Below are 23764 nucleotides of genomic sequence, written 5' to 3' on the forward strand. Positions count from 1 at the left end.
GGGCGCCACTCAGTTACGGTACGGCTTGGGCGGAAGCAACGGCGGCGCATACGGAGCATGCGTCGCCGGCGGCGGCACCACCGGTGGGGGAGCTTCAACCAGCGTCATGGAGGGTTCGGACGGCGGCGTGAGGTCTACCCACGGCCCCCCCGGCGGCGGCAGGAATCCCTCGCCGAACGGCGGTGTCACGATCCCAAAGCCGGGCGCTACGGGCGGCGGGAGGTTTACCACGACCGTATCAGGCGGCGTCGATCCGGGGCCGGTGTTTCCTCCCGTGCCTGAGCCTTCGCCCGGCGGGGTCGTGCCCGATGCAGGTGGCGTGGAACTCCCCGGCGTGGTCGTCACGGGTGGGGTCGATGTCCCCGGCGTCCCGGGCGTGGAGGGCTCTGTCGAAGTCGGATTCCCTGGAGTGGTCGTGACCGGCGGGGTAGTCGTCACGGGCGGCGTTGTGACGGGCGGCGTGGTCGTCACGGGCGGCGCGGCAGTGATGGTTCCCGTGGTGTGTGCCAGCACCGGTCCGCAGCAATTCAGCGGAAGCGCGTAGTTGGCCGAGTTGGCGCCAGCCAGGGTATAGCCGCTGTAGCTGATAGGTTTGTCCGTGCCCGGATCGGCGGAATCATACGTGGCGCTGCTGCCCGCGCCGGCGACCAACGTCACGCCCTGCGGTGCACCCTTCAATCCTGTCAGGGTGGTGCTTGCGGATCCGTCGGCCACCTTGTCTCCACCGCTCGCGAAGACCAGCATCCGCTGGTTGATCACTGAACTGCCGACCAGGGTGAAGTTATTGGAATAGTCCGTCGGTGCCGTGTAGGAGATCGGGTTGTAGTAGATGTTCACGGGTGCGTTCGTCACGGCCGACGCCGGCGTGCCGCTTGCAAACACCACGGTGCCTCCGGCGATGCCCGGCCCGGTGCCGTCCGTGTCGGCGCTGAGCGTCAGTCCCTCGGGCAGTCCCAGGCTGCGTGCGGCGTCGGCGGTGCCTCGCGTCAGGGAGATAGCGCCACTCACGTTGACATTGTTCCCGGCGCACATCATGAGGTTGCCATCGGTCACCGTGATGGCCGAGCTCTGGTTGAGATCGCGAGCGGCGGCGAGCCGCACGCTGCCCCGGGTCGCACTGAGGGCGCCTTGAACGTCGATATCCCGGCCGCAGCAGACGGAAAAATTGCCGTCGACGGCCGTAATGGGTGCGTTGATGTGCACATCGCGGTCAGCGGTAAGGCTGAGCGTGGTGGGGGCGCCACTTGCGGTCCAGGACACCGGGTCGTTGATGAAAATGTCGCCCGCATCGGCGCCTGCACCCGCGGTGGTGATGTTGACCGAGGTCGTCACCAGCTGGCTGCCGAGCGTGGAGCCGGAAATGTCGTTGCCCGGTGCACTGCCGATAGTGAAATCGTGCGGATCGATGAGCCAAGAGCCGGAAGCGCCCATGGCCGAGGCTGTGGTGACGCGGGCTGACGGACGGACACTGACACCTGCGGCCGAGGTCTCGATAAACCCGCCGTTGCCGCCGGTCGGCGCGCTCGCGTCGAGCGTGCCATCGACAGTGACCTTGCCCGACTGCATGTCGCCCATCAACTGGATGGAGCCACCACGGTCCTGGATCGTCCGTGCCTCGATGACACCCGTGTTGTTCACAACGGTGTCGAGCAGTCCGCTCGCGGCCTGCGCGGTGAGCAGCACGTGGCCGCCATCGGCGCGAATCAATCCGCCGTTCTCTACCAGGGCGTTTACGGCGCCCTGCGAGACCGAGACGTTCAGAAGCCCGTCGCCCGCGACATCGAGGGTCGCGGCCTCGCCAGCGGCCAGGGCCACCGTGCCGAGGCGCGCCGAGATGACGCCTTGATTGCTGACGGTCCGTCCCATCAAGGCGACGTAGCCACCCTCGGCGACGTGGATGGTGCCGAGATTGACCACCGAGCCGGGACCGGCGCCAGAGAACGCGTACCTGCCCGCCAGGAAGTCCGCGTCCGAGATGCTCATGGTGGAGGCGACGAGCGCGCCCACATTGACCGAGGCACTGCTGCCGAACAGGATGCCATTGGGATTGACGAGAAACACGCGTCCATTCGCGACGAGATTGCCCATGATGACGGACGGGTCGGTCCCCACCACCCGATTCAACGCCACCGATTGGCGGCCGGGTTGGATAAACCGGACGGTCTGGCCTGACGGGATGGAAAAGCTCTGCCAGTTGATCGACACGTTCCCGCTCGACTGCGTGATGGTCGTGGTGCCTCCGTTCTGGCCGATGTTTGCTTTGCCGGCAACCACCACACCGTTGGTCGGTGGACCGTTGGCGTTGGCGTTGGAAACCATTCCCAGCATCAGAGCGGCGGACAGGGCCAGCATCGCCAGGCCTCGCAGTTCGCCGCGCGTGTCGTCAGGCAGCGGCGTTGCGCCAACCGGCTGTGCCGATGGACAAGGGATGACCGCGTTCATGGGGTTCTGTATGCGGCGCTTGTAACTTTGCATGGGTGATTCCTCGAAGTGGTAGTGGTGCATGGAGGGAACGGAGTCAGAAATACTTGACTGCCTGAATCCAGAAGCGCCCTGATTCGTCCGGCGCGGATACCGCATCTCCATGACCAAGCTTCCATGCGTAGTAGGTCTTCACCGCGAAATTGCCTTGTTCGGTCCAGTCGAGGCCGAGGCCGATGCTGCTGAGGTGCCTGTGGTTGGACCCTTCCGTCCAGGGATCCCGGGCGACGGTGATCCCGCCGTTATCCACGAATCCCAGCAGGTGGACCTGGCCGGGGAGCCGCGCGGACAGGCCGGTCAGCAACAGGCGTCCTTCCAGGTAGAGCACGTAGCCTTCATCGCCATACGCTTCGCCTTGGGGGTAAGCGCGGATGCCGTCCATGCCGCCCAGGATGAGCTGTTCATAGGGGTCGAGATTCTTCGATGCCCACTGGGCGGTGGCCGAGCCGTAAAGCGAGAAGATGTCGGTCACGTGCTGAAGCCGTGACACGTTCAACCAGGCTTTGCCATAGGCGCCGTTTGTGCGGGCGCCGATGGCGTCCGCCGCCCGCGCCTGGGGTGTCTCGATGTCCAGCGACCCGTACGAGAGCGCGAGGGTGAAGGCGTTGTAGCCGCCTCCCCAGAGATCGTCCTGATGATCTCCGTAGAGGCTTGTCGTGAGCACGTCGGCATGTCGTTTCGCGACGGACGAGAACAGGTCGATACGGTCCTCGTACGTCCGGTGGTCGTAATTGACCCCCACGTAGAGATTGCTGCGACGCGAACGAATCAGCGGCAGCGAGCCATACAAGGTCGCGACCTGGGCCGTGCCGTTCGCATGCAGGCTGGAGAATTGCTTCCCAAGCTCGTAGTGCAGATCGCTGTAGGCGACGCCGATAGTGGCCCTGTCGACCTGCAGTTGATACGACGCGCGGCCATAGCGAAGGCCGTGTCCCGACGTCAGCAGGCGCAGGCTGGCGACGTCCCCCAGGCCGAATGGCTCGTTGAGGTTGACCGTGCCACCCAGCCGAATGTCACCTGTGTAGCGGTTGCCCCCGTTATCGGCGTCGATCTCGCCGGTGACGCGCCGGCCGGGCGTCACGTTGACGAGCAGATCCGAGTTGCCCGGCGTCGTGCTCGGAACAAGCGTGGAGCTGACGTTTACGCCGGGCAGATCGGAAAGCAGGAGCAGACGGGTTTCCAGCGGATCGACGGTAATCGGATCGCCGCTGTCCAGGCCGCTGAGCAAGCCTTTGACCAAACCATGGTTCACGTTGGTTTGGTTGTGCAACTGGATGTCGCCGTAGCGGCCCTCGCTGACCTTGATCGTCACGACATCGTCGACAATTTTCTGTGCCGGGACGAAGGCTCGGGCGACGAAATACCCGTGCTGGTGATAGTACTCGGCGATGCGCGCCGCCATGGCTTCCAGATCGCCCAGGCTCAGCCTCGTCCCGGGCTTGAAGCCGGAGATCCGGACCAGATCGGCGGCGGGATACAGCGATGCCCCTTCCACCCGGAGTTCGCGTACGAGCACAGTGATGGAGCCGAGGCCGGGAGCGGATGGCTGCCGGGAGGTAGGCTCGATGCGCATATCGGGGCTGGCGCGCGGTGGAACGGGCGGGGCCGCGATCTGGCGAAGCTGGCTACCCGCTCCAGGAATCGGCTGGGCTTGCTGGGCCCATGCGCCGTGGCACGCAGCGAACAGCATGAGCGGTAACAGTTTTAGGCTTGTCTTCATCGCGGATTCTCAAGTAGCGAAAGCATCGTTCGAGGTCATTGAGACGTGATCACCGCGGGATGATCGGCCGTTGCAACGGATCGAGGTCTGTCGGGGGGGGGAAGGAGGGCGTGCTGTGCCGGTCCAGGCAGGACGGTGCCATCCGCACACCAGGGCGCAGACACCGACGACTGCTCCGACCTGGGACAGGTCAGAGGGCAGGACAGGCAACGGATTGCGGCTCGAAGGCGAGAGGCTGGAACGATGTCCAGTTGGGGAATGCGTTACGTTCGCTGTCGAAGAAGCGGCCTCGACATGCTGGCCTTCGTGCTGGGTGGTTCGCCCGACGCCACATAGTGGGTCGGGGTGCAAGAACGTCGGGAATCACGGCTACCCGGAAACGGCGCCGATATCTTGCACTGCGATTATCTGAACGGGCTTAACGCGGCCGAGGATAGGAGGCGGTGTGATGCAATCTTTGAATCCCCCTGTCTATAACAATCAGCCGTTCCGAAACCTTTCGGCCAGAGGGCGATTTTTCATTCAACGCCACAGGCAGTCACTGAAGTGTGAAGCTCGTTGCACTATTGAGACCTGATCATATGCTTTGGCAACGTAACGCAGGTGAAACGGAGTGATGACTCCGTGTCCAGGTCTGGAGCGGCGATGTGACCCGGGGGCGAGCCACCCGTTCACCGGATGTGCCCAGCCCACACTAGCCGGGAGGCGACGCTAGTCAGTCTTTGCGAATAAATCGTTGAGCAACAGGCAGTACCCGTTCCAATCCATCCCAGGCAGATCGGGTGGGGGCGATACTCTCCATAGGAGCAAAGCCAACTTCGGCCAGTGTCCAGTTCATACGGCCGTAGTTGCACGCGGCGCATGCGATAAACACGTTTTCCGCCTCGTTCGTGCCTCCCCTGGCGTGCGGAAGTAAATGGTCGTATTGAAGCCAGAACAACTGAAAAGCGGCGTGCTGTGTCGCGTTGGTGTTACCCCAAGGCAATGCCTCTCCGTAGATGCGTCGGAGGTGGTTGCGTACTTCCGCACGAATAACGGGCATGCCGCACAACCGACAGTGATGGCCATCGCGTTCGACCAGCGCACGCATTTGTGCGGTGCTCGGCATCCGCTGTTTAATTGGGCTTGCGACAACTGTTGGAGCCGTGGTGTCAGGGCGCGCATGGATATGCGGACTTCCCTTGCCCCAAATGCTTTCGAGCCATGTGCGCAGGACGGGAAGGTTCGCCTCATGAATGAGGTCCCGCGCCACGTCCTCGTCGCCGACAAGATGCGCACTCGCTGCCCGATCAAGTAGACCAGCGGCATGGGCTATCTCTGGGATGTGCTCGCGGAACGAGGTTCGCTCGCTAACTCCGTTGTTCATTGAGAGCGACCTTTGACGTCGATCAGCACATACTGGCCTCTGTCGCCCCAGCGCGGCGACTTTGTATCCAGCTTGACGCACGGGTGCCCGCCGCAGGATGTCATGTTGACCTGCGCAAAAGCGGCAGCAGTTTCCGCGCTGACATTCGCGGCAGTGGTGCGTGCGCGGGCATCGTCATAGGCCTGCTTCTCCATCCACAGCGCGACACCACCCCCAACGATGGCCAATAGCATCGCCCCCATGATGGCGAGGTAGCCGAGCGTGATTTGCCGGGAAAGCGTGGCTTTGGCTCTGGCTACGCCCTCATCCAAGGTGCCTATGGCCGAGTTCACCCTGGCCGCCGCAGCGGTTGTGGCCTGGTCCAGTCGGGCCGCGCTTTCGCTCAGCGACGCGTCTACGCCTTGCCGGGCGGCATGTGCCACTTGCTGGCCCGCGTTTTGAATCAGTCGATCGACGTCTCCGCGCAGGGCACTCACGGTGCGGGTCAGGGCTTGCCCTGCTTGCTCCTGTTGCGCGGCGGCCGCGCCGCTCCGGCGCTCCAGGGTTTCGGCCAGCAGGGCCAGCCGCTTGGCGGTCTCGACCAGTGGTGCCAGTTGGGCATGGGCGTCCATGGTTGCCTCTCCATTTCGGGGTGGGGTAACGTCCGGGCCTGAGTCTAAGCGAGGGAGTGCGCCATGGGTGACCCCAATCTGACGGACGAGCGGCTCTACGGTCCGTCCGGTCAACCGCAAGCGTCCGACATCCGACAGAACCTGTTGGGCGACTGTTATTTCGTCGCCCCGTTGGGTGCGTTGGCAACCCAGCAACCGGGGCACATCCAGGACGCCATTCATTACGACCCGACGACCTCCAGTTTTACGGTCACCCTCTACGAGCACGGCCACGGTGGCTTTCTCGGGCTGAAGGACGAACCCAAGCCAGTCCAGATCGAGGTGACTCAGGCAGACCTTCAGACAGATATGGTCCGCAGCAATAACCTTGCCCGCGGGCCCGCGCCCGCGATCTGGCCGGCCGTCATGGAAGCTGCCTATGCAAAGATGGGTCAGCAGCCGAACGAGACGATGGATGACCGCTTGAACAAGATCGGTGATGGCGGCTGGCCGAAGAATGCCATTTACGCGTTGACCGGTGAGTCGCCGATGCGCGTCTCCGCCCACGACGCCAAGCAGGCAACGCCCGAGAAAGTCTTCGACCAGTTGGACGGCGCACTGAAAGAAGGGCGTCCGGTCCTATTGACCACCAACTACGTCAGAACAGTGCCCACCGACGGGTTGATCCAAGGCGATAATGGAGTGGGGCACGCCTACATTGTCGAAGGGGTCAGCAAGGATGCTCAGGGCAACGTAACCATGTCGCTGCGCAACCCGTGGGGCCACAATCACGCGCCCGGACAGGGCATTGATTCGCTCTCACCCACCGTTCAAGTGGATCTGAAAACCGTGCTGGACAACGGCCACTTGGACGAACTCGACATCGGTCCCAAGGCCCGGCAACGCACACACGATCATGCCCAAGAACAGCCTGCGAATGGCGACCCGAAGCAGAGTCCGCCGCAGGCCAGTACCGGCGACCCGGCCATGGATCGTCTGCTGGCCAGCTTGAACGACCCGGCTGCCATGGGCCAGTCGCTGACCGGATTGGCGCAGGCGCCCGAAGGCCAGGCCTTTCACGCACAGGGGCAGGCCCAGTTTCAGGCCATGGAGTCGCAGCAGGCTCAAGCGGCTCAACTGGCGCAAGCCGCCCAGCAACAGGCGCCGGTTCAGACCGGCCCGGTCATGGTGCGCTGATGGCCCCTATCTTCCGATTCGCTGTTCTCGCCCTGCTTTGTGTGGGCGCTCCGCTTTCCGCAAAGGATGCCCAGATGTCCCTGGATCAACTGCCCATCAGCGAACTGTTCAACCCGCGCCAACCGATCGGGGCGGATCGCTTTCCTGAGCAACAGGCGGATTTGGTGCGCCGGGTCGCCGCGCAGGTGGAGGAGCTGGGCGGTTACCACATTGTGGATCAGCGCATGTTCGTGTTTACGGGTGTGAGTCCCGAGATTGGTCCACAGTGGGTGGTGATTCGTGCCGAGTTGGGTAACCAGATTGTCGACCGGCTCCATGCCAAAGAAATCTCTCGATTGACCCGGCAAACCGGTCCAGCCGCCATGTCGGTGTGGGCGTTGCCGGACGGGCAGGTGATCGCCATTGCGCAGTCGCGCGATTTACCCGATGGTAGTGCGCTGGTTGGATATTTCGCCTTGAATAAATAAGTTAATTCATGGGTCTAAGTAGTTCGTTCCGAGGATGAGATGGCGTCGATTGTGCTGAGGAGACTATTCACTTCTCTGGAATGAGGCACCGCCATGTTTGTGCTTAACCAGCAGGCTAAGCGCCGGAGTTACCAAGATTCTGCGGCCAGGGCCAGGATGGCGGCGCCAGTCGGCCTGCCTCCCCCCGGATTGCCTCTCGGAGAACATCGTGGAGCAGCGAATGGCTTTAGCTTGTCATGCATTACGTCCAGCGACTGCCTAGCACGGCTCACCCGTGCGTTACCTGCAACTCACCAACCATCAGATATCGTTAGATATTATGGTATTACCGTTTTGATCTAATATTGGATCGGCGGTTGGGGAATTGTCTGAAGGTATACGTTTTGATGGCCGGGCACCTTGCCCCGAGGCACAGCGGGTGTTTGCCGCATAATGGGCGTACATAGGCAGGTAGGCGCGAATGTCCTTCTACACCCCTCTCCGATATCCCGGCGGCAAAGCTCAACTGGCAACGTGGGTCACTCAGGTTCTGGAGCGGAATTCCCTCGACGGCGGGACATACGTGGAGCCTTACGCCGGCGGATGCGGCGTAGCGATGCACTTACTGATGAATGGTGCCGTCTCGCGAATCATCATCAATGATGCTGATCCAGCAATCTATGCGTTTTGGTGGTGTGCACTAGAGGCTTCGAGCTGGCTACACGATCGAATCATGGCCACGGAAGTCACAGTGGCTGAGCGAGAGAGACAGCGCGCGATCCTGTCCAGCCCTCGGGCGCACTCGCCCCAAGAGTTGGGGTTTGCGGCTTTTTACGTCAACAGGACTAGTCGATCTGGAATTCTGTCCGGAGGGGTCATCGGCGGGAAAGCCCAAAACGGGCGCTATAAAATCGACGCTCGTTACAATCGCGTTGATCTAGTCGAGAGGCTGCGAAGAATCGCGGAACGTAGGGACCAAATCGAACTGCATGGCGTTGACGCGATGCAGTTACTAAAAAATCTGGAAAGGCGGCTTTCTAAGCATAGCTTGATCTACTTGGACCCCCCGTACTACGTCAAAGGGGCTCAGCTATATAGAAATTTCTACGTGCCGAAGGACCATGAGGACATTGGGAATGCCGTTAAGGTAATCCGTACCCCGTGGATACTCACCTACGATGACTGCGAGCCCATCAGGCAAATATATGCCGGATCGAGTTCGCTAACGTATTCACCGTATTATTCGACGCACGCATCTCGGGAGACTGCAACAGAGATCATGGTCTACGGAAATCTCCAGCTTCCCTCGCCGCCCTTTATGCGACGTGGCACGCCGGCATCGCCTGCCATGGACGTCGCTAGGGATCTATATCGTCGAACGGAAGAGTCAGCTGTACGGCCGCGTTCGAAAGCCTGACTTTGACCTTCAAGGTAACGCCTTTGCGCTCGACGGTGGCTGAGAAAATCATTCGATGGGGTTCTCCGCTCGTCGTGGCTAGGTCGAAGTTATGAAAGCCTGAGTCGTACGTCGTCGCTTGACTTGGAAGTGTGAGCGTCAGTTGTCTTTCAGGGAGGCCGCTCACATCGCGCCGTTGATCAACGTGAAAGTCCCGTTCCCAGGACGGAAGTTCATCGGCTTTTGTGATGACGCGAATCGGTTGCTGCTCTTCGTCGATCGAAGCCTCCGCAATCGGCGCGGCAAGGGATGTACGAAGCAACATCGTGCCATCCGCAAATCCGCCACGTCGTTCGCGCTTCTTCTTTTGTATCTCCTGAACTTCGGCGCGCTTCACGCCAAGGGCAGCCAACATCGCGTCGATCGTTTCTTCAACGTCCGCGATCTCTTCGAGGATTGCGTTCACGCCTCTGGCGTCTGCGACCTCATATACCTCTTCGACAATTTTTCGCCTCAGGGCTTCTACCAGTGCATCACCCGAGAGCTTGACGATCTCGACCTGTTCGCCGCGTTCAGCGATACCTGCCGGAATCAGGTCGCGAACAAGCTTGTTAAATTCGAGCTGCTCTTCTTGGACACCGAAGAGGTCGATGCATTCGACGTTGCATCCGGCTCGATTAAGCATATAAAAGGCATGTGAGAGGAGCCCACCACTCAGTTCGACGATATACCCATGCTCGTTTGCGTGAGCGGCTAACTGCTCAACGAATGCTCGGTCGCGCACAATTTCACTGTCAGCGGGATTTACAAACACGCGCTCAATCTGCGCGCCCCCAGAAACGTCCGATAGGAGACGCTCCCAGTCTTGGCGGCGCGATATTTCTCGGTATTCAGAGTTGCGATTCTTCTTTGTAGGCCTGGCTTTCTTGTAGCCGCCAGCTACGGCCTTCCACTCTTCGTGATACCAAGGAAGAACCTGGTGCAGGGACTGTCCGGCTGGAACATCAACAAACCACATGACTACGACAGGGTGGCCGACCTTCGCAGCGATTCGTCGTGTCGTCCAGGCGATCTCCTGCAGCCATGCCTTTTTCTTAACGCTTCGAGACCAGTCAGACGATTCGTCAGTCTGCTGGACTACCCATTCACCCGCATCGTTGGGGGCGATGAACTTACCTTTGTACCGCTCTCGCGCGGAGATTTCTTTGCAGTCCTGCACTCGTCCGTCAGCGATGTCTGCGACACCGGTGTCTACATCGTAGACGTCGTGGGCGAAATAATACGCCCCTTCGGGGATGCCCCAAAGCGATTCAATTCTCACTCGCCGTTCATCCGGGCGAGCTTGAGCCCAGGCAGACGCGGTCGCGGGGATAAAATGGTGGCCTATGAGCGCGACGTTCTGTGCATCCTGGATTTTTCCCATGGCGATGCGGAAGGGTCCTGAGAGCCAGTCCGCTGCTGCCTCGGGCGAGCGCAGTTCATCGCTTCTAGGTAGCATTTGCCGGTGCTCTTTGGCGACGCCAGACGCTTGCGTACGAAGGACGAATGGGTACGAACACAGGCGTGCCAGATCGTCTAGAAGCGCGCTGGGAAGTTCCTTACCTGCGAGGATGTCGCTGATTGTCGCGGGATCATCTAGGACATAGAACTGCGGCATGTTGTAGCCGAGTTCGGAATATATTTTTGCGTTGTTTAGCTTGCTAAGACTTGCAAAATGTTCTGTCTCAGCGGGAACGAAACATGAGAGGTCTTCTGCCAGAAACTTCGGCCGGGTGGTCTGTGTTACGAGGTCCGCAGGTTTTACGCCTAGTAACGGCGGTGGCAGGAAGTCTAACTGCACGATCCAAATCGCAGCCCCGTCCCAAATCCACTCGAAATGCGCACGGTTCGGCTTCGCCCACGCTGCAACCGCGCGCAGAGCCCGGGTCACGGAGGCGCGATTAGTGCATTCGAGCCGTACTGATTCTAGGGAGGATTTGTCACGCCAAAGCCTGACACCGACGGGCTCGACTGTGCCGTCATCAGCCTCTGCTCTCCAGTCACGGGGGTGTCTGGATATCCGGCGCTCGTTGGAGAGGTGCCCTTGATCTCGTGCATGCAAGCGGCTTTGAACGATGAAGTGGATGTTCTGGCGCGCGGCCTCGGCTTTGAACACTTCCGAGGCCTGCATGGTGGCTATCACCGTCGCAACGTCGGCCAGCGCGCATATGCCGCTGTCTAGCGAGCCTCGCTCATCCAGCCCCTCTAGGGTTCCGTTGGATCGGACGTAAACTTCGCCCGTTTCAATCCCTACCTGTTGGGCGGCACGACTTATAACTTCCTGATTTAAAGAGTCACTGCCATGAACGACGAAGAACGGGGGTACCCATGCCTCGGGGACTCGCAATAGCCCGCAGGCCTTCACGCCGACGATTTGCGCATCTATCTCATCGGCCGAGTATGTGTTCATGCTTGTGCCGACTACGACAACGACAGAGCGATTTACCGGGTGGATCGCATCGTTTCCCGCGCGCTGGTCGTCCTTGTCCACTGTAGCCATGTCCTAACGCCACTCAGTGGCCGTGATCGGTTGCAGGTGCTGGCGGAGAGGCAGCGGCTTGCCCTTTCTGCTCGCCCTTGTACTTGTCGCCCTTTGTATCGTCAGCCTTAGGAACCTGGGGGCGACCGAAAAGGATGTCGGCAATCTCCTGCATTTTGCGAGATGCGCTGTCCGCGAAGTACCCTGCAATGAATCCCAGTGACACGAAGGATGCGCCTCCGCGACTGTGATTCACATCGAACCCGAAGAGTCCAGCATGAGCCAGCGCTCCAGTGGCAAAAGCCAGTCCAGCTGCAAGCCAGGGCGAGGAATAGCGCCAAAGGCCACGGTCTGAGTTCCACCAACCGCGTGCCACGACTTTGTAAAGATACTTAAGGCCGAAGAGCGTTCCGCCCATCATCCCTGCGAAGAATACGTAGGCGTATCGGTTGAAAATGGCTGAGTGACACTCGTTGCAACCATAAGAAAGGAGCCAGAAAACATCACCTCTCCAAGTTTCGAGCAAGCACGCGAACGAAAGTACGAGCATTCCTAGTACGTAATAGGCCTCGTGCCGAATTTTTTTTCGTGCCTTTTCCGGATATCGGGATATCCAGTCAAAGCGCTTTCGCTCATCGTCGTTTAGCTTTTCATCCTCAGGTCCGGGAGCAACCGAATTGGTACGAGCCTGCGCGGCTTCGGCGGAGTAGCGGGCATTTTCTGCCTGCTCCGCCTCATCTGCTAGGCGTTCCGCTTCTTCGGTTTCTGACTGTGTCGTGGAGCCTGAGATGGCGCTCACGCCGCCGCCGCCCGGGTTCCCTGTGCGGTAGCTCGTAAGGTTCGGGCAGTGGCGACTGCGGTGCTTTCAAAGCGATGAAATTTATAATCGAACTCGACTGGGCATCCGAGCTTGCTTGCGATCACTCTTCGGAAAAACTGCGATCGACCGGTTTGGAGGACTGCAATTTGGCCTTCCGTTTCGGCTCCATTGAAAGTGTCTGATACAAAGAGGTATTCGTTTCCCTCAGCAGTATCGTTCACTTCTGACGCCTTGCAACGGCGCCAAATAATCGAGTGGTCGAAGTCTTTGGCTGCATCTACCAACGAGAAAGTGAGCGGTACGATATGCATGTGTGCATGATCAGTTCCGCAACCCGTCGCAGAATTTTCGTGCTGGGCTCCGTGCTCAAATACGACAGCACGCCCGAACTGTGCCTCGACAACCTCATGCGCTCTCCTCGCGAAAGACCAAAACGCGTCCGTCGTGAAATCGCGGGCGAGATTGAGGTAATGGTTCTTCGGAAAGACCAGCGACCATCCCGGAACTAAGGCTCCGATCGATGCGAACGCAAGGTAATCTGGGCTCTGAAGCCAAGGCCGGTCGTACTCTGCGGACGCAGTCGAGCCGTACGCAGCTGCGCAAATCCTGCATGATTTTTCAGTCAGCGATATGGCGACCATTTGACGCTCCAAAAGGCTTACGTAACCGGTAAGCGCTTGCAGTCGAGAGGTGAGCCTCGCTGCTCTCTGCCTAAGTGACTGCTATCGTAGTCTAGCCGCGTGAAGTCGTCTATTTAGGGCTGCGCGAGCATTCATGCCGCTATGGGGCAAGCGGTCGCCGGATCGCGGCCGTCGGTTGGACACTGGTAGAAGAATGCGCCAAATGACCAATTCTGGCTGGACACTCTTAGGTATGCGTCAAGACAGATAGGTTCAGCGCAGAATCATCGGGCACCGAGCGGTCACCGAGTGACAGTGAAGCAGAGCGCGCTTGCAGAGGCTCAACGTAAGTCACTGAAAATATGGTGGCTCGGGACGGAATCGAACCGCCGACACGGGGATTTTCAATCCCCTGCTCTACCAACTGAGCTACCGAGCCACGAGTGCCTGCGACGATCGTCGCGGCGTGTGGAGCCGCGTATTAAATCGGGTGAGCGCCCCCGCGTCAAGCCTCTTGTTCGGGCGGCACGTAACCGGCGGGCTGGATCACGTCGCCGCCGAAGAAATACTTCTCCATCTCCCCGCTGAGGAAGCCGCGGGTCTTCGGGTCCAGCGGGGACAGGCGCATCTCGTTGATCAGCATGGTCTGGTGCGACAGCCACTGGGCCCAGGCTTCCTTGGACACGCTCTCGTAGATGCGCCTGCCGAGGTCGCCCGGCCAGGGGGCGAAGTCGAGGCCTTCGGCATCGCGGCCGAGCTTGACGCAGTGGACCATGCGGGTCATGGGGATATCTCCGGAAGATTGTCGAGCAGCGTGCGAACGGGGGCGGGCAGGCCCAGCGCGGCCAGCTCGCCGGGCGAGCACCAGCGGCGGTCGTCGCGATCGGCCACGGCAGCCAGCGGGGCCGCATGGTCGAACAGGATGGGCGATACGTCCAGCCGGTAGTGGCTGAACACGTGGGTGAAGGCGGGCAGGGCGTCGGGCTGGCCCACGCGTGCGAGACGGAGCGCGGCGCCGGGTGCGGCCTCGGCGTCGGTCGCCTCGGGCAGGCTCCACAGGCCCGACCACACGCCTTGCGGGCCGCGCTTCTCCAGCAGGATGCGGCCTTGCGCATCGCGCAACAGCAGCATCGCCAGGGCGCGGGTGGGAATCTTCTTGCCGGGCTTGGCCGTCGGCAGCACGGCGGTCAGGCCGTCGCGATGGGCGACGCACGTGGCGGCGTGTGGACACAGCAGGCAGGCCGGCTTGCTGCGTATGCACAGCGTGGCGCCCAGGTCCATGATCGCCTGCGTGTAGTCGGCGGTGCGCTCGGCGGGCGTGTGCTCGTCCGCGTGTATCCACAGGCGCTTTTCCACGGCGCTTTCGCTGGGATGCCCGGCAATGCCGTGGTAGCGGGTGAGCACGCGCTTGACGTTGCCGTCCAGGATCGGGTGCCGCAGTCCGTAGGCCTGCGCCAGGATCGCGCCGGCCGTCGATCGACCGATGCCGGGCAGGGCCATCAGTGCGTCGAGGTCGCGCGGCAGCTCGCCGCCGTGCCGCTCCACGCACAGCTGCGCGGCACGATGCAGGAAGCGCGCGCGACGGTAGTAGCCCAGGCCGGACCACAGCGCGAGCACGGTGTCTTCGTCGGCCGCCGCCAGCGATGCGAGGGTGGGCAAGCGCTGCACGAAGCGCTGGAAGTAACCGATCACGGTGACCACCTGCGTCTGCTGCAGCATGATCTCCGACAGCCACACGCGGTAGGCATCGCGCGGGTGCTGCCAGGGCAGGTCCTTGCGGCCGTGATGGTCGTACCAGCGCAGCAGTTCGCGGGCGAAGGGATTCATCGCGGGGTGCCGGCCTTCGCTGCGGTGGCGGTACGCGCGGGCGCAGGTGTCGGCGCGGAGGCGGTCCCGGCGGGCGCCGATGTCGAAGCCGATGCCGGGAGGGTCGCCGCGTCGTCCGCCGTGGCACGAATGCGCAGGCCCTTCACGTGCACCGAGCCCGCATCCACCGTTTGCGCGTCCACCGTGCCGAGCAGGGGCGGCAGCGTTGGCGTGCCGCCTGCGTTGATACCGGTCCACCATTGAGCCACGGCCAGCGGCGGCACGCGCACATCGACGTGCTCCGTGGGGCTGTCGACCTTCAGCGCCACGGAGAGCGGGTCCTTTTCGTTCGCCGGCGTCATGCCCAGCACGATGTCCAGCGGCGGTGCATCGTGCCGTGTCGCGCGGCCGGCGAGCGACGCGCCGACGTCGGCGCCGCCGCGCCAGGTGGCGGAGCCCTGCAAGGAAGCGGCGAAACGATCGTCGCTGGACAGGTCCAGCTGCAACTCGCCCAGGGTAAGCACGCCCTGGGCCAGGAGCGGTCGCATACTCAGTGTCATCGCATAGTGCTGGTCGTCGATCAGGGCGGACAGCGTGAGATCGAACGCGCGGCTGTTGGCGAGGCGCCCCGCGTCTATGTTCACATCGGACATCAGCAGGCGATTGCCGCGGGTCAGCGTGCCGCGCGAAATACTGAATCCTGCGTCGATGCCCGGCAGGAAGGCACCGGACGTCGAGGGCTGCGGCGGCAGTGTGTCGAGGTAGGCGGACACCGCATCCATGTCGATGCGCGCGCCTTCCAGCTCCAGCCGCGACACTGTGGTTTCGCCGCCTAGCAGCGTGCGCCAGGGCAGCACCAGCTTGCCGCGCGATGCCACGATCAATGGCGTGCCGGAGCCGCGTGCGCGCAGGGTAAGGCCTTCCAGTTCCAGCGCAGGTTTCGGCCACAGCGTGGGGCTGGCCGGATTGGCCAGCCCGAGGTCGAGCCCGGCGGCCTCCGCCCGCGACTGCAGCATGGCGGTGAAGCGTTCGGGCTGCAGCACCACGTACATGGCGATCAGCGCGGCGAGCAGGAGGACGACAAGCAGGCCGGCGACGGCGAGCAGTCCGATCCGCAGTCGACGGGTCACGAAGTCGACCTGTGCGCCATGCCTGACATCAGCCGCCGAGGTTGGTCGGGAGCAACCCGTCGACGAAGGCGGCCGCATCGAACACGCGCAGGTCCGTGGCGGTTTCGCCCAGGCCGACGTAGCGGATCGGCAGGCCGAACTCGCGGGCCAGCGCGAACATGACGCCGCCCTTGGCGGTGCCGTCCAGCTTGGTCACCACCAGGCCGGTGACGCCCGCCGTGTCGCGGAACTGGCGCAGCTGGCTGATCGCGTTCTGGCCGGTGGTGCCGTCGATTACCATCAGCACCTCGTGCGGCGCGGCGCCGTCCAGCTTCTTCATCACGCGGACGATCTTGCCCAGCTCGTCCATCAGGCCGCCCTGCGTGTGCAGGCGGCCGGCGGTGTCGGCGATCAGCACCTGGGTGCCACGCGAGCGCGCCGCCTGCAGGGCATCGAAGATGACGCTGGCGGAGTCCGCATCCTGGCCCTGCGAAACCACGGGCACCTTGTTGCGGTCGCCCCATGTTTTCAGCTGCTCGACGGCGGCGGCGCGGAAGGTGTCGCCGGCAGCCAGCATCACGCCGCGGCCCTCGTCCACGTAGCGACGCGCCAGCTTCCCGATGGTGGTGGTCTTGCCCACGCCGTTGATGCCGACGGTGAGGATCACGAAAGGCGTGTGGGTGGAGACGTCCAGCGGTCGCTCCACCGGCTTGAGCAGGGCGACCAGTTCGTCGCGCAGGGCCTTGAGCATGACGCCCGCGTCGGCGAACTCGCGCTTGTGCATACGCTTGCGCAGCCCTTCGACGAGCTGGGTGCTGGCGTCGACGCCCACATCGGCGGTGATCAGGGCGGTTTCCAGCTCGTCGAGCAGGTCGTCGTCGAGCTTGGGGTGGCGCACGAACAGCGCGCCCAGGCTCTTGGCGAAGCCGCTGCCGGACAGGCGATCGCGCCAGCTACGCCTGGCGGCGGCTTCCGGCACGGGATCGGCCTCGCGCGCGGCTTCGACCACCACGGCCGGCTCGGCCGCGGCTTCTACCTCGGGGGCGTCCGGCTCGGGCGCGACCGTTTCGGCCAGCGCCTCGGCGACCAGGCTGCCCAGGTCGGTGGCGGCCGGATCGGCTGTGCGATCGACACGGTCGTCCGTGGCCGGGGCGTCCGTCGGGGCGGTGTCGGCGGGCTTCTTTTTCCAGAACTTGAGCATTGCGCGAGGGATTCAAAGACAATGGGCGAATGCTAGCACTCCCGCCCACACTGGCCGCTGAGCGATGACCGCCACCGGCCGCATCCGCATCATCGGCGGAACCCTGCGCAACTCCCGCCTGGCCGTCCCCGAACTGCCCGGGCTGCGGCCTACCGCCGAGCGTGTGCGCGAAACCCTGTTCAACTGGCTGCAGCCGGTGCTTGCCGGGTCGCGCTGCCTGGATGCCTTCGCCGGTACGGGCGCGCTGGGCATCGAGGCCCTGTCGCGCGGCGCGGCGGCGGTGACCTTCGTCGAGCGCGATACGCGCCTGGCCGCGGCGCTGCGGGACAACCTGTCGCGTCTGAAGACGGCGGGGGCGGTGGTCGGCGACGACATCGCCCGCTGGCTGACGGGCCCGGCCACGCCGTTCGACGTGGTGTTCCTGGACCCCCCGTTCGCGCTGGCCGCCTGGGCGGATACGGCGGCCCTGCTCGAGGCCGGCGGCTGGCTGACCCCCACGGCGTGGATCTACGTCGAGGCCCCGCGTGGGGCCTCCTTCACGTTGCCCGACACATGGCGTCCGCACCGCCAGGGCCATGCCGGTGAAGTCGCCTATGCCCTCTATCGCCGCGCCCCGGCCGATCCGTTAAGCTAGCCCGCGATTTCCCTGACCTTAGTGTCCATGACTCCTGCGCCGGCCAATCCGCGACTTGCCGTCTATCCCGGCACGTTCGACCCCATCACGAACGGTCACGCCGACCTGGTGTCGCGTGCTGCCCCGCTGTTCGACCGCATCGTGGTCGCGGTGGCGGAAAGCCGCAACAAGGGACCGGGCTTCAGCCTGGGCGAGCGTATCGCCCTGGCGCGGCTGGCCCTGGCCGATCTGCCGAACGTGGAGGTGCGCGGGTTCGACTGCCTGCTGGCCCACTTCGTCACGGAGATCGGCGCGGGCGTGATCCTGCGCGGCCTGCGTGCCGTGTCCGACTTCGAATACGAATTCCAGCTGGCCAGCATGAACCGTCACCTGATTCCCCAGGCCGAGACGCTGTTCCTGACCCCGGCCGAGCAGTACAGCTTCATTTCCTCCTCGCTCGTGCGTGAAATCGGTCGCCTGGGTGGCGATATTTCCGGCTTCGTGCATCCGGCGGTGCAGCAGGCCATGCGCCAGCGCTGGCGCAACTCTTGAAACCAAAGGTGATCATCATGCGTAAGTTCGTCCTCGCCGCGTCCGTGGCCCTGACCGCCGCCCTGGCCCTTTCCGCCTGCAACAAGTCGGAAGACACTGACCAGGCAGCCACGCAGCAGGAAGCCGCCGTCGCCAAGCCGTCCAACCCGACCGATACCAAGGCCTGGAGCCAGTACTTCGGCCAGATCGTGCGCAAGAACATGGAAGGCATGACCGCCGACCGTCCGTTCCCGTACTTCGTGCCGGCCGGTGACGACCAGAACGGCCAGGACGGCCGCGCCCGCCAGCTCGAGAACGTGCAGGGCACCGTGGCCCGCGGCGTCACGCCGGGCAACATGCTGGTGTTCGGCGGCCCGGAGTCGACCAAGACCGCCGACCTGATCGTCGAGGCGTTCAAGGGCGCCAATGCGGGCTCGTTCAAGAACGTCATCGTGCTGTTCATCGGCGACCAGGCCGACCAGCAGCGCGTGACCGACGCCCTGACCCCGACCGGCGCCACCGTCCGCTTCGTGCAGATGTAAACGGCCCGGTCTATCGGTACGTGATGAAGAAGGCGCCGCACTCGCGGCGCCTTCTTCCGTTATGGGATCCGGTCTCGGGAAACGGCGATCACGCGAAAGCGCGAAGAATGTCCTGAGTGACCCGCTCGACGTCCACGGTAAAACGCGTATCTACCGTTATCACGGGCCCCAAACCGAGCGGCCTGTCGTATTCGACCAGCATCTCCGGTGGCATCTCCCTTAAGGGGTGAGCGGCATGATGGCTGTTTGCCTCGGCGCGGTCGCGGAAGCGGCGCGCCGCCTCGTCCGCACCACAGTCGCAATGCACCTCAATCACGCGCCCACCCAAGCCGGCAAGCTTGGATCGCTCATATTCGCTGCGTGGTCGAAAGTTTGCCTCCAACACAGCTTGGGGGGCGTGTCGCGCCAACGACCAGATCAATTCCATGGCGGCGCCACCCATCTTCCTTGATGCTTCCAGATCGCCCCCGGCATCGCCGAACACATCCGTCAGCGTCTCCTTGATGAAGTCCTTGGAGAACAGAGGAAAACCAAGCCTTGCGGCAAGGGGAACCGCCAGGGTCGTCTTGCCGGCACCGGGGGCGCCGGAAACGATGACAATTTTTCTTCCGGCTACCGGCACGGCGCGCCCTCGCTTGCGTTGGTCGACATGATTTTGCGCCTTGCGCAGGCTAACGCCGTCGATCATATGCCGGCTGACGCCATGTTTCCCTCCCCCCTGGCGTGTCGCAAGGCGCTTCCGCGATGCTGGTCGCACGGCGCCTCGCCCCCGCTACGGCGCGCCTCGTCTGGCCTAAGCTGACCTGCGGCCACGCATATGGGGGTAAAATGCCGTCATGTCCCTGATCATCCTCGACACCTGCGTCAACTGCGACGTCTGCGAGCCCGTGTGCCCCAACAAGGCCATCTCCCTGGGCGAGCAGTACTACGTGATCGACCCGGACCTCTGCACCGAGTGCATCGGCCACTTCGATAACCCGCAGTGCGTGGAAGTGTGCCCGGTGGAGTGCATTCCCCACGACCCGGATCGTGTGGAAACCGAAGACCAGCTGCGGCTTAAATACGAACACCTGATGGCCAGGGCCGCTTCCTGAGACCCGCCAGGGCGCCATGCGGTACCCTCGTGGGCAGAGAATTTTCCTGTCCGGAGACAACATCCATGGTCCATGCTCCGTCATGGCGCGTGCTCGTCGCGAGCCTCGTCCTTGTCCTCGGTGCCGGTACGTCCGCCGCCAAGGACACCGCCAAGGCCTCGCGCGGCCCCGGCCACGCGGCTATCGCCAGCGCCAATTTCCTCGCCACCAACGCCGGCTTCGAAGTGCTGGGCAAGGGCGGCAACGCCTTCGACGCCGCCGTGGCGGTCTCGGCCACGCTGGCCGTGGTGGAGCAGCAGAGCTCCGGCATCGGCGGCGGCTTCATGGCGCTGCTGCATCGCGCGTCGGACAACCGCGACGTGTTCATCGATGCGCGCGAGGCCGCGCCCAAGGCCGTGGACCTGAAGGCCTACGTCGGCACCGACGGCAAGCCCAACCGCGATACTTCGACCAACGGCCCGCTGTCGTCAGGCATTCCCGGTGAGCCGGCCGGCCTGGTCTGGATGGCCGAACACTACGGCAAGCTGCCGTTGTCCACGTCGCTGGCGCCGGCCATCCGCATCGCGCGGGAAGGCTTCCAGCCGGATGCGCGCTTCCTCGGTGCCATCGAGGATCGCCAGGCGGTGCTGTCGCGTTACCCGTCGTCCGCCGCCATCTACCTGCCGGGTGGCGCGGTGCCGTCGCCGGGTTGGACATTGCGCCAGCCCGACCTCGCCAACACGCTCGAGCGCCTTGCCGCCAAGGGGCATGACGGCTTCTACAAGGGCGAGACCGCGAAGCTGCTGGTCTCGTCATCGCGTGCCGCGGGCGGCAACTGGACAGCGGCCGACCTGGACGCCTACAAGGTCAAGGAGCGCCAGCCGCTCACGGTGAACTACAAGGGGTTTCGCATCGTCACGGCGCCGCCGCCGTCCTCCGGCGGCGTGGCCATCGCCGAGGTGCTGAACATCCTTTCCGGCTTCGATTTGACCAAGCTCGACCTGGCGCATGCCACGCACCTCACCATCGAAGCCATGCGCCGGGCGTTCCGCGATCACAACGAGTACCTGGGCGATCCGGACTTCGTGAAGATGCCGCTCGACATGCTGCTGTCGCCGTACTACGCCGATGGTCTGCGTGCCACGATCTCCCCGGACAAGGCCACCCCCTCCGATTTGCTGCCCACCTCCATGGCGCCGGAGCCGGGCATGCACACCACGCATTTCTCGGTGATCGATGCCGACGGGAACATGGTGGCCTCCACGCTCACGGTCAATCTCGAGTTCGGCTCGGCCTTCGTCGTCGGCGGCACCGGTGTGGTGCTCAACGACGAGATGGACGATTTCGCGCTGGTGCCCGGGCAGCCGAACGCGTTCGGCCTGCGCGGCGCACTGGCCAATGCACCGGCCCCCGGCAAGCGCATGCTCTCGTCGATGTCGCCCAGCTTCGTGTTCGGCGCGGATCGCACGGCGGTCATCGGCTCGCCCGGCGGCTCCACCATCATCACCCAGGTGCTGGAAGGCATCCTCGCCTTCGTCGACGGCAAGAGCGCGTCCGAGATCGCCGCGCAGAAGCGCTATCACCACCAGTACCTGCCCGATCGCGTGGACGTGGAAGCCGGCGTGTTCGACGATGCCACCACGAAGACACTGACCGACATGGGCCACGTGCTGAAGAACCGCTCGCCGTGGGGATTCATGAACGTGGTGACCTGGGATCACCGCACCGGCAAGCTCGAGGCCGCCAGCGATCCGCGGCGTCCGTCCGGCCTGGGCAAGGTGCAATAGGAGCACACATGAAGCTGTGGTCGCTGATGGGTAATTCGCAGAAGCTGGACGGCGGTGCCATGTTCGGCAACGCCCCTCGCGCGCTGTGGTCGCGCTGGGCCGAGCCCGACGAGCACAACCGCATTCGCCTGGCCTGCCGCTGCCTGCTCGCGGCCGGGCTGGATGGCCGCAACGTGTTGTTCGAGACGGGCATCGGTGCGTTCTTCGAGCCCGCCATGCGCGAGCGTTACGGCGTGATGGAAGACCGGCACGTGCTGCTGGAGTCGTTAGCCGAGGCCGGCTTCCGCCACGAGGACATCGACGTGGTGGTGCTGTCGCATCTGCACTTCGATCATGCCGGCGGGCTGCTGGCGCCCTGGGCGGATGGCGAGCCGGCACGGCTGCTGTTTCCCAACGCGCGCTTCCTTGTCGGTGCCGCGCACTGGGCCCGCGCGACCGATCCGCATCCGCGCGATCGTGCCTCGTTCATTCCGGACATCGTGCGGTTGCTCGACGAGAGCGGCCGGCTCGAGCTGGTCGAGCCGGGTGTCGCGACTTCGTTGGGCGAGGCCGTGCGCTTCGAGTTTTCCGAAGGACACACACCGGGACTGATGCTGGCTGAAGTGGGCGGCGTGGCCTTCTGCGCCGACCTGATCCCGGGCACGGCGTGGGTGCATGTGCCGGTGACCATGGGCTACGACCGCTGGCCCGAGAAGCTGATCGATGAGAAGAAGGCCTTCCTCGACGACAAGATCGCGCGCGGGGTGAAACTGTTTTTCACTCACGACGAACACTGCGCCGCAGCCACGCCTGTAAAAGACGATAAAGGTCGCTACCTCGCGGCCGATATGCTGGAGAGACTTGCCGGCGTCGATAGCCAGCCGGGTGCGATACGGGAATCGGGATGCGGTCCAGACACACGATGAAACACACCGGCCTGGCCTGGGCGTCACGGCTGGCCGGTGCGGCGTTGCTCCTGGTAGGGCTGGGCCTGATCGCCTGGAACGAACGGCGTGTCATGGATTACGGCACCGCCGTCGCCCGCCACGGCGGCGCGGCAGTACTCGACCTGGGCGCGAACGGGCGACCCTCCGCGGGGCAATACGGATCGCTGACCCGGGTCACCGGTGTCCCTAAGATCATCGATGCGCCGCGCGATGCGGACTTCAACGTACGTGTCGAGTCCACCGTGCTCGTGCGCCATGTGGAGATGTACCAGTGGCGTGAGATCACCGTCGGTGGGGTCACGCACTACGAGGTGGACTGGGTCGATCGCCCGATCGATGCCTCGGCGTTCGCCAAGCCGGCGGGGCACGTCAACCCGGGCGCCTTCCCGATCCAGGGGCGTCAGTTCGAGGCGGGCGAGGTCAGGCTCGGTCATTTCCGGCTGTCCACGCCCATCCTGCGGGCGTTCCCCGGTCGCGTCGATGTCGCGCCGGACGAGAAGAAGCTGCCGGCCAATTTCGCCGCCACCTTCCAGCGCGCCGGCGATGCGCTGGTCACCAGCGCCAGGCCGGACAACCCGCGCCTGGGCGACCTGCGCATCTCTTGGGAAGCCGTGCCCGTGCAGTCGATGACCGTGCTGGCCCGCATCGATGGCGACACCCTGGTGCCCGGTACGCCGGTGAGGGAAGGGGATGCCGGGTTCGACGTGCAGGTGGGCGTCCGCAGCCTGCTCGACGTCATGCCCGTGCTCCCGCAGGCGCCGGGCGGCGTGACCTGGGTGCGCCTGGCCGCTTTCCTCGCCGCCTCGCTGGGCGCGCTGCTGCTTGCCTGCACCAGTCGCCTGCGCCGCGACGTGCTTTTCGCCGCCGGTACCGGGGCCGTTATCGTCGCGTCCGTGGCCGCTGTGATGTGGATGGCTGGCGACGCGATGGCTGCCAGCGTATGGTTGCTCGTCGCCGTACTGGGGGCGGGGCTGGCCATCTGGCGTGTGCAGCAACGAACCTCACCGGCATCGAACTGACCT

General features: G+C 63.7%; 22 protein-coding genes and 1 tRNA gene. 10 read left to right on the forward strand and 13 right to left on the reverse strand.

Annotation, left to right across the window (positions count from 1 at the left end; translation table 11 throughout):
* Nucleotides 1-9: 9 nt before the first annotated feature.
* The 4 genes from AB8808_RS04800 to AB8808_RS04815 form a co-directional block, all read right to left on the reverse strand.
* Nucleotides 10-2475 carry a two-partner secretion domain-containing protein gene (locus AB8808_RS04800; RefSeq protein WP_369927198.1) on the reverse strand — a complete coding sequence of 822 codons (2466 nt, stop codon included), beginning with the start codon at nucleotides 2473-2475 and terminating at the stop codon, nucleotides 10-12.
* A gap of 43 nt (nucleotides 2476-2518) precedes the next feature.
* Complete coding sequence (locus AB8808_RS04805) at nucleotides 2519-4201, reverse strand: ShlB/FhaC/HecB family hemolysin secretion/activation protein (RefSeq protein ID WP_369927200.1); 1683 nt, start codon at nucleotides 4199-4201, stop codon at nucleotides 2519-2521.
* A gap of 715 nt (nucleotides 4202-4916) precedes the next feature.
* Entirely contained in the window at nucleotides 4917-5567 is a 651-nt protein-coding gene (locus AB8808_RS04810; RefSeq protein ID WP_369927202.1) for an HNH endonuclease, read from the reverse strand.
* The gene (locus AB8808_RS04815) at nucleotides 5564-6178 is read right to left on the reverse strand and encodes a hypothetical protein (protein WP_369927204.1); all 615 of its coding nucleotides are present in this window, start codon (nucleotides 6176-6178) and stop codon (nucleotides 5564-5566) included. The genes AB8808_RS04810 and AB8808_RS04815 overlap by 4 nt, the downstream gene beginning before the upstream one ends.
* 63 nt (nucleotides 6179-6241) lie before the next feature.
* Here AB8808_RS04815 and AB8808_RS04820 point away from each other — a divergent pair, with 63 nt between their 5' ends.
* The 3 genes from AB8808_RS04820 to AB8808_RS04830 all read left to right on the forward strand — a co-directional run bounded on the left by AB8808_RS04820 (nucleotide 6242) and on the right by AB8808_RS04830 (nucleotide 9217).
* Nucleotides 6242-7354: a C2 family cysteine protease gene (locus AB8808_RS04820; protein WP_369927206.1), complete on the forward strand. Its 1113-nt coding sequence runs from the start codon at nucleotides 6242-6244 to the stop codon at nucleotides 7352-7354.
* A 74-nt stretch (nucleotides 7355-7428) separates the two neighbouring features.
* Entirely contained in the window at nucleotides 7429-7821 is a 393-nt protein-coding gene (locus tag AB8808_RS04825) for a hypothetical protein (protein ID WP_369927208.1), read from the forward strand.
* 460 nt (nucleotides 7822-8281) lie between these two features.
* Nucleotides 8282-9217 carry a DNA adenine methylase gene (locus tag AB8808_RS04830; RefSeq protein ID WP_369927210.1) on the forward strand — a complete coding sequence of 312 codons (936 nt, stop codon included), beginning with the start codon at nucleotides 8282-8284 and terminating at the stop codon, nucleotides 9215-9217.
* Here AB8808_RS04830 and AB8808_RS04835 read toward each other — a convergent pair.
* The 8 genes from AB8808_RS04835 to ftsY form a co-directional block, all read right to left on the reverse strand.
* Complete coding sequence (locus AB8808_RS04835; protein WP_369927212.1) at nucleotides 9159-11726, reverse strand: nucleoside triphosphate pyrophosphohydrolase; 2568 nt, start codon at nucleotides 11724-11726, stop codon at nucleotides 9159-9161. The two genes, AB8808_RS04830 and AB8808_RS04835, sit on opposite strands and share 59 nt — an antisense overlap.
* Nucleotides 11727-11748: 22 nt before the next feature.
* Nucleotides 11749-12513 carry a hypothetical protein gene (locus AB8808_RS04840; protein WP_369927214.1) on the reverse strand — a complete coding sequence of 255 codons (765 nt, stop codon included), beginning with the start codon at nucleotides 12511-12513 and terminating at the stop codon, nucleotides 11749-11751.
* Nucleotides 12510-13175, reverse strand: coding sequence for an HIT family protein (locus AB8808_RS04845; RefSeq protein ID WP_369927216.1), 666 nt, complete (start codon nucleotides 13173-13175; stop codon nucleotides 12510-12512). The genes AB8808_RS04840 and AB8808_RS04845 overlap by 4 nt, the downstream gene beginning before the upstream one ends.
* Nucleotides 13176-13517: 342 nt before the next feature.
* Nucleotides 13518-13593: transfer RNA gene (locus AB8808_RS04850), tRNA-Phe, on the reverse strand.
* A 66-nt stretch (nucleotides 13594-13659) separates the two neighbouring features.
* Nucleotides 13660-13938 (reverse strand): oxidative damage protection protein, encoded by a 279-nt coding sequence (locus tag AB8808_RS04855; protein WP_369927218.1) that lies wholly within the window; start codon nucleotides 13936-13938, stop codon nucleotides 13660-13662.
* Nucleotides 13935-14981, reverse strand: coding sequence for an A/G-specific adenine glycosylase (gene mutY / locus AB8808_RS04860; protein ID WP_369927220.1), 1047 nt, complete (start codon nucleotides 14979-14981; stop codon nucleotides 13935-13937). Before mutY ends, AB8808_RS04855 begins: the two co-directional genes overlap by 4 nt.
* A complete protein-coding gene (locus AB8808_RS04865; protein WP_369927222.1) occupies nucleotides 14978-16090 on the reverse strand; it encodes an AsmA family protein in 1113 nt (370 codons plus the stop codon). The genes mutY and AB8808_RS04865 overlap by 4 nt, the downstream gene beginning before the upstream one ends.
* Before the next feature lie 28 nt (nucleotides 16091-16118).
* Nucleotides 16119-17270, reverse strand: coding sequence for a signal recognition particle-docking protein FtsY (gene ftsY, locus AB8808_RS04870; RefSeq protein ID WP_369927224.1), 1152 nt, complete (start codon nucleotides 17268-17270; stop codon nucleotides 16119-16121).
* A 64-nt stretch (nucleotides 17271-17334) separates the two neighbouring features.
* On the opposite strand from ftsY, the gene rsmD reads away from it, so the two are divergent.
* The 3 genes from rsmD to AB8808_RS04885 are packed head-to-tail and all read left to right on the forward strand — an operon-like array spanning nucleotide 17335 to nucleotide 18956.
* Nucleotides 17335-17904, forward strand: coding sequence for a 16S rRNA (guanine(966)-N(2))-methyltransferase RsmD (gene rsmD, locus AB8808_RS04875; RefSeq protein WP_369927226.1), 570 nt, complete (start codon nucleotides 17335-17337; stop codon nucleotides 17902-17904).
* A gap of 27 nt (nucleotides 17905-17931) precedes the next feature.
* Complete coding sequence (gene coaD / locus AB8808_RS04880; RefSeq protein ID WP_036137081.1) at nucleotides 17932-18435, forward strand: pantetheine-phosphate adenylyltransferase; 504 nt, start codon at nucleotides 17932-17934, stop codon at nucleotides 18433-18435.
* 17 nt (nucleotides 18436-18452) lie between these two features.
* A complete protein-coding gene (locus AB8808_RS04885; protein WP_036137079.1) occupies nucleotides 18453-18956 on the forward strand; it encodes a hypothetical protein in 504 nt (167 codons plus the stop codon).
* Nucleotides 18957-19044: 88 nt separating this feature from the next.
* Here AB8808_RS04885 and AB8808_RS04890 read toward each other — a convergent pair whose 3' ends face one another.
* Nucleotides 19045-19644 carry a P-loop nucleotide/nucleoside kinase family protein gene (locus AB8808_RS04890; protein ID WP_369927229.1) on the reverse strand — a complete coding sequence of 200 codons (600 nt, stop codon included), beginning with the start codon at nucleotides 19642-19644 and terminating at the stop codon, nucleotides 19045-19047.
* A 148-nt stretch (nucleotides 19645-19792) separates the two neighbouring features.
* Between AB8808_RS04890 and AB8808_RS04895 the strand changes: the two genes are divergently transcribed.
* The 4 genes from AB8808_RS04895 (at nucleotide 19793) to AB8808_RS04910 (ending at nucleotide 23761) form a co-directional block, all read left to right on the forward strand.
* The gene (locus AB8808_RS04895; RefSeq protein ID WP_369927230.1) at nucleotides 19793-20050 is read left to right on the forward strand and encodes a YfhL family 4Fe-4S dicluster ferredoxin; all 258 of its coding nucleotides are present in this window, start codon (nucleotides 19793-19795) and stop codon (nucleotides 20048-20050) included.
* Nucleotides 20051-20115: 65 nt separating this feature from the next.
* Nucleotides 20116-21816: a gamma-glutamyltransferase gene (gene ggt, locus AB8808_RS04900; protein ID WP_369927232.1), complete on the forward strand. Its 1701-nt coding sequence runs from the start codon at nucleotides 20116-20118 to the stop codon at nucleotides 21814-21816.
* An 8-nt stretch (nucleotides 21817-21824) separates the two neighbouring features.
* Nucleotides 21825-22721: an MBL fold metallo-hydrolase gene (locus AB8808_RS04905; protein WP_369927234.1), complete on the forward strand. Its 897-nt coding sequence runs from the start codon at nucleotides 21825-21827 to the stop codon at nucleotides 22719-22721.
* Entirely contained in the window at nucleotides 22718-23761 is a 1044-nt protein-coding gene (locus AB8808_RS04910) for a TMEM43 family protein (RefSeq protein WP_369927235.1), read from the forward strand. Before AB8808_RS04905 ends, AB8808_RS04910 begins: the two co-directional genes overlap by 4 nt.
* Nucleotides 23762-23764 lie beyond the last annotated feature (3 nt).

This window comes from Xanthomonas sp. NCPPB 2632, from assembly GCF_041228075.2.
Taxonomy (GTDB): domain Bacteria; phylum Pseudomonadota; class Gammaproteobacteria; order Xanthomonadales; family Rhodanobacteraceae; genus Luteibacter.

Excerpts from the sequence above, each read along its gene's own strand:
- AB8808_RS04800 (WP_369927198.1), bottom strand. The coding sequence starts at position 2,475 with ATGCAAAGTTACAAGCGCCGCATACAGAACCCCATGAACGCGGTCATC.
- AB8808_RS04805 (WP_369927200.1), bottom strand. The coding sequence starts at position 4,201 with ATGAAGACAAGCCTAAAACTGTTACCGCTCATGCTGTTCGCTGCGTGC.
- AB8808_RS04810 (WP_369927202.1), bottom strand. The coding sequence starts at position 5,567 with ATGAACAACGGAGTTAGCGAGCGAACCTCGTTCCGCGAGCACATCCCA.
- AB8808_RS04815 (WP_369927204.1), bottom strand. The coding sequence starts at position 6,178 with ATGGACGCCCATGCCCAACTGGCACCACTGGTCGAGACCGCCAAGCGG.
- AB8808_RS04820 (WP_369927206.1), top strand. The coding sequence starts at position 6,242 with ATGGGTGACCCCAATCTGACGGACGAGCGGCTCTACGGTCCGTCCGGT.
- AB8808_RS04825 (WP_369927208.1), top strand. The coding sequence starts at position 7,429 with ATGTCCCTGGATCAACTGCCCATCAGCGAACTGTTCAACCCGCGCCAA.
- AB8808_RS04830 (WP_369927210.1), top strand. The coding sequence starts at position 8,282 with ATGTCCTTCTACACCCCTCTCCGATATCCCGGCGGCAAAGCTCAACTG.
- AB8808_RS04845 (WP_369927216.1), bottom strand. The coding sequence starts at position 13,175 with ATGGTCGCCATATCGCTGACTGAAAAATCATGCAGGATTTGCGCAGCT.
- AB8808_RS04855 (WP_369927218.1), bottom strand. The coding sequence starts at position 13,938 with ATGACCCGCATGGTCCACTGCGTCAAGCTCGGCCGCGATGCCGAAGGC.
- mutY (WP_369927220.1), bottom strand. The coding sequence starts at position 14,981 with ATGAATCCCTTCGCCCGCGAACTGCTGCGCTGGTACGACCATCACGGC.
- ftsY (WP_369927224.1), bottom strand. The coding sequence starts at position 17,270 with ATGCTCAAGTTCTGGAAAAAGAAGCCCGCCGACACCGCCCCGACGGAC.
- rsmD (WP_369927226.1), top strand. The coding sequence starts at position 17,335 with ATGACCGCCACCGGCCGCATCCGCATCATCGGCGGAACCCTGCGCAAC.
- coaD (WP_036137081.1), top strand. The coding sequence starts at position 17,932 with ATGACTCCTGCGCCGGCCAATCCGCGACTTGCCGTCTATCCCGGCACG.
- AB8808_RS04885 (WP_036137079.1), top strand. The coding sequence starts at position 18,453 with ATGCGTAAGTTCGTCCTCGCCGCGTCCGTGGCCCTGACCGCCGCCCTG.
- AB8808_RS04890 (WP_369927229.1), bottom strand. The coding sequence starts at position 19,644 with ATGATCGACGGCGTTAGCCTGCGCAAGGCGCAAAATCATGTCGACCAA.
- AB8808_RS04895 (WP_369927230.1), top strand. The coding sequence starts at position 19,793 with ATGTCCCTGATCATCCTCGACACCTGCGTCAACTGCGACGTCTGCGAG.
- ggt (WP_369927232.1), top strand. The coding sequence starts at position 20,116 with ATGGTCCATGCTCCGTCATGGCGCGTGCTCGTCGCGAGCCTCGTCCTT.
- AB8808_RS04905 (WP_369927234.1), top strand. The coding sequence starts at position 21,825 with ATGAAGCTGTGGTCGCTGATGGGTAATTCGCAGAAGCTGGACGGCGGT.
- AB8808_RS04910 (WP_369927235.1), top strand. The coding sequence starts at position 22,718 with ATGAAACACACCGGCCTGGCCTGGGCGTCACGGCTGGCCGGTGCGGCG.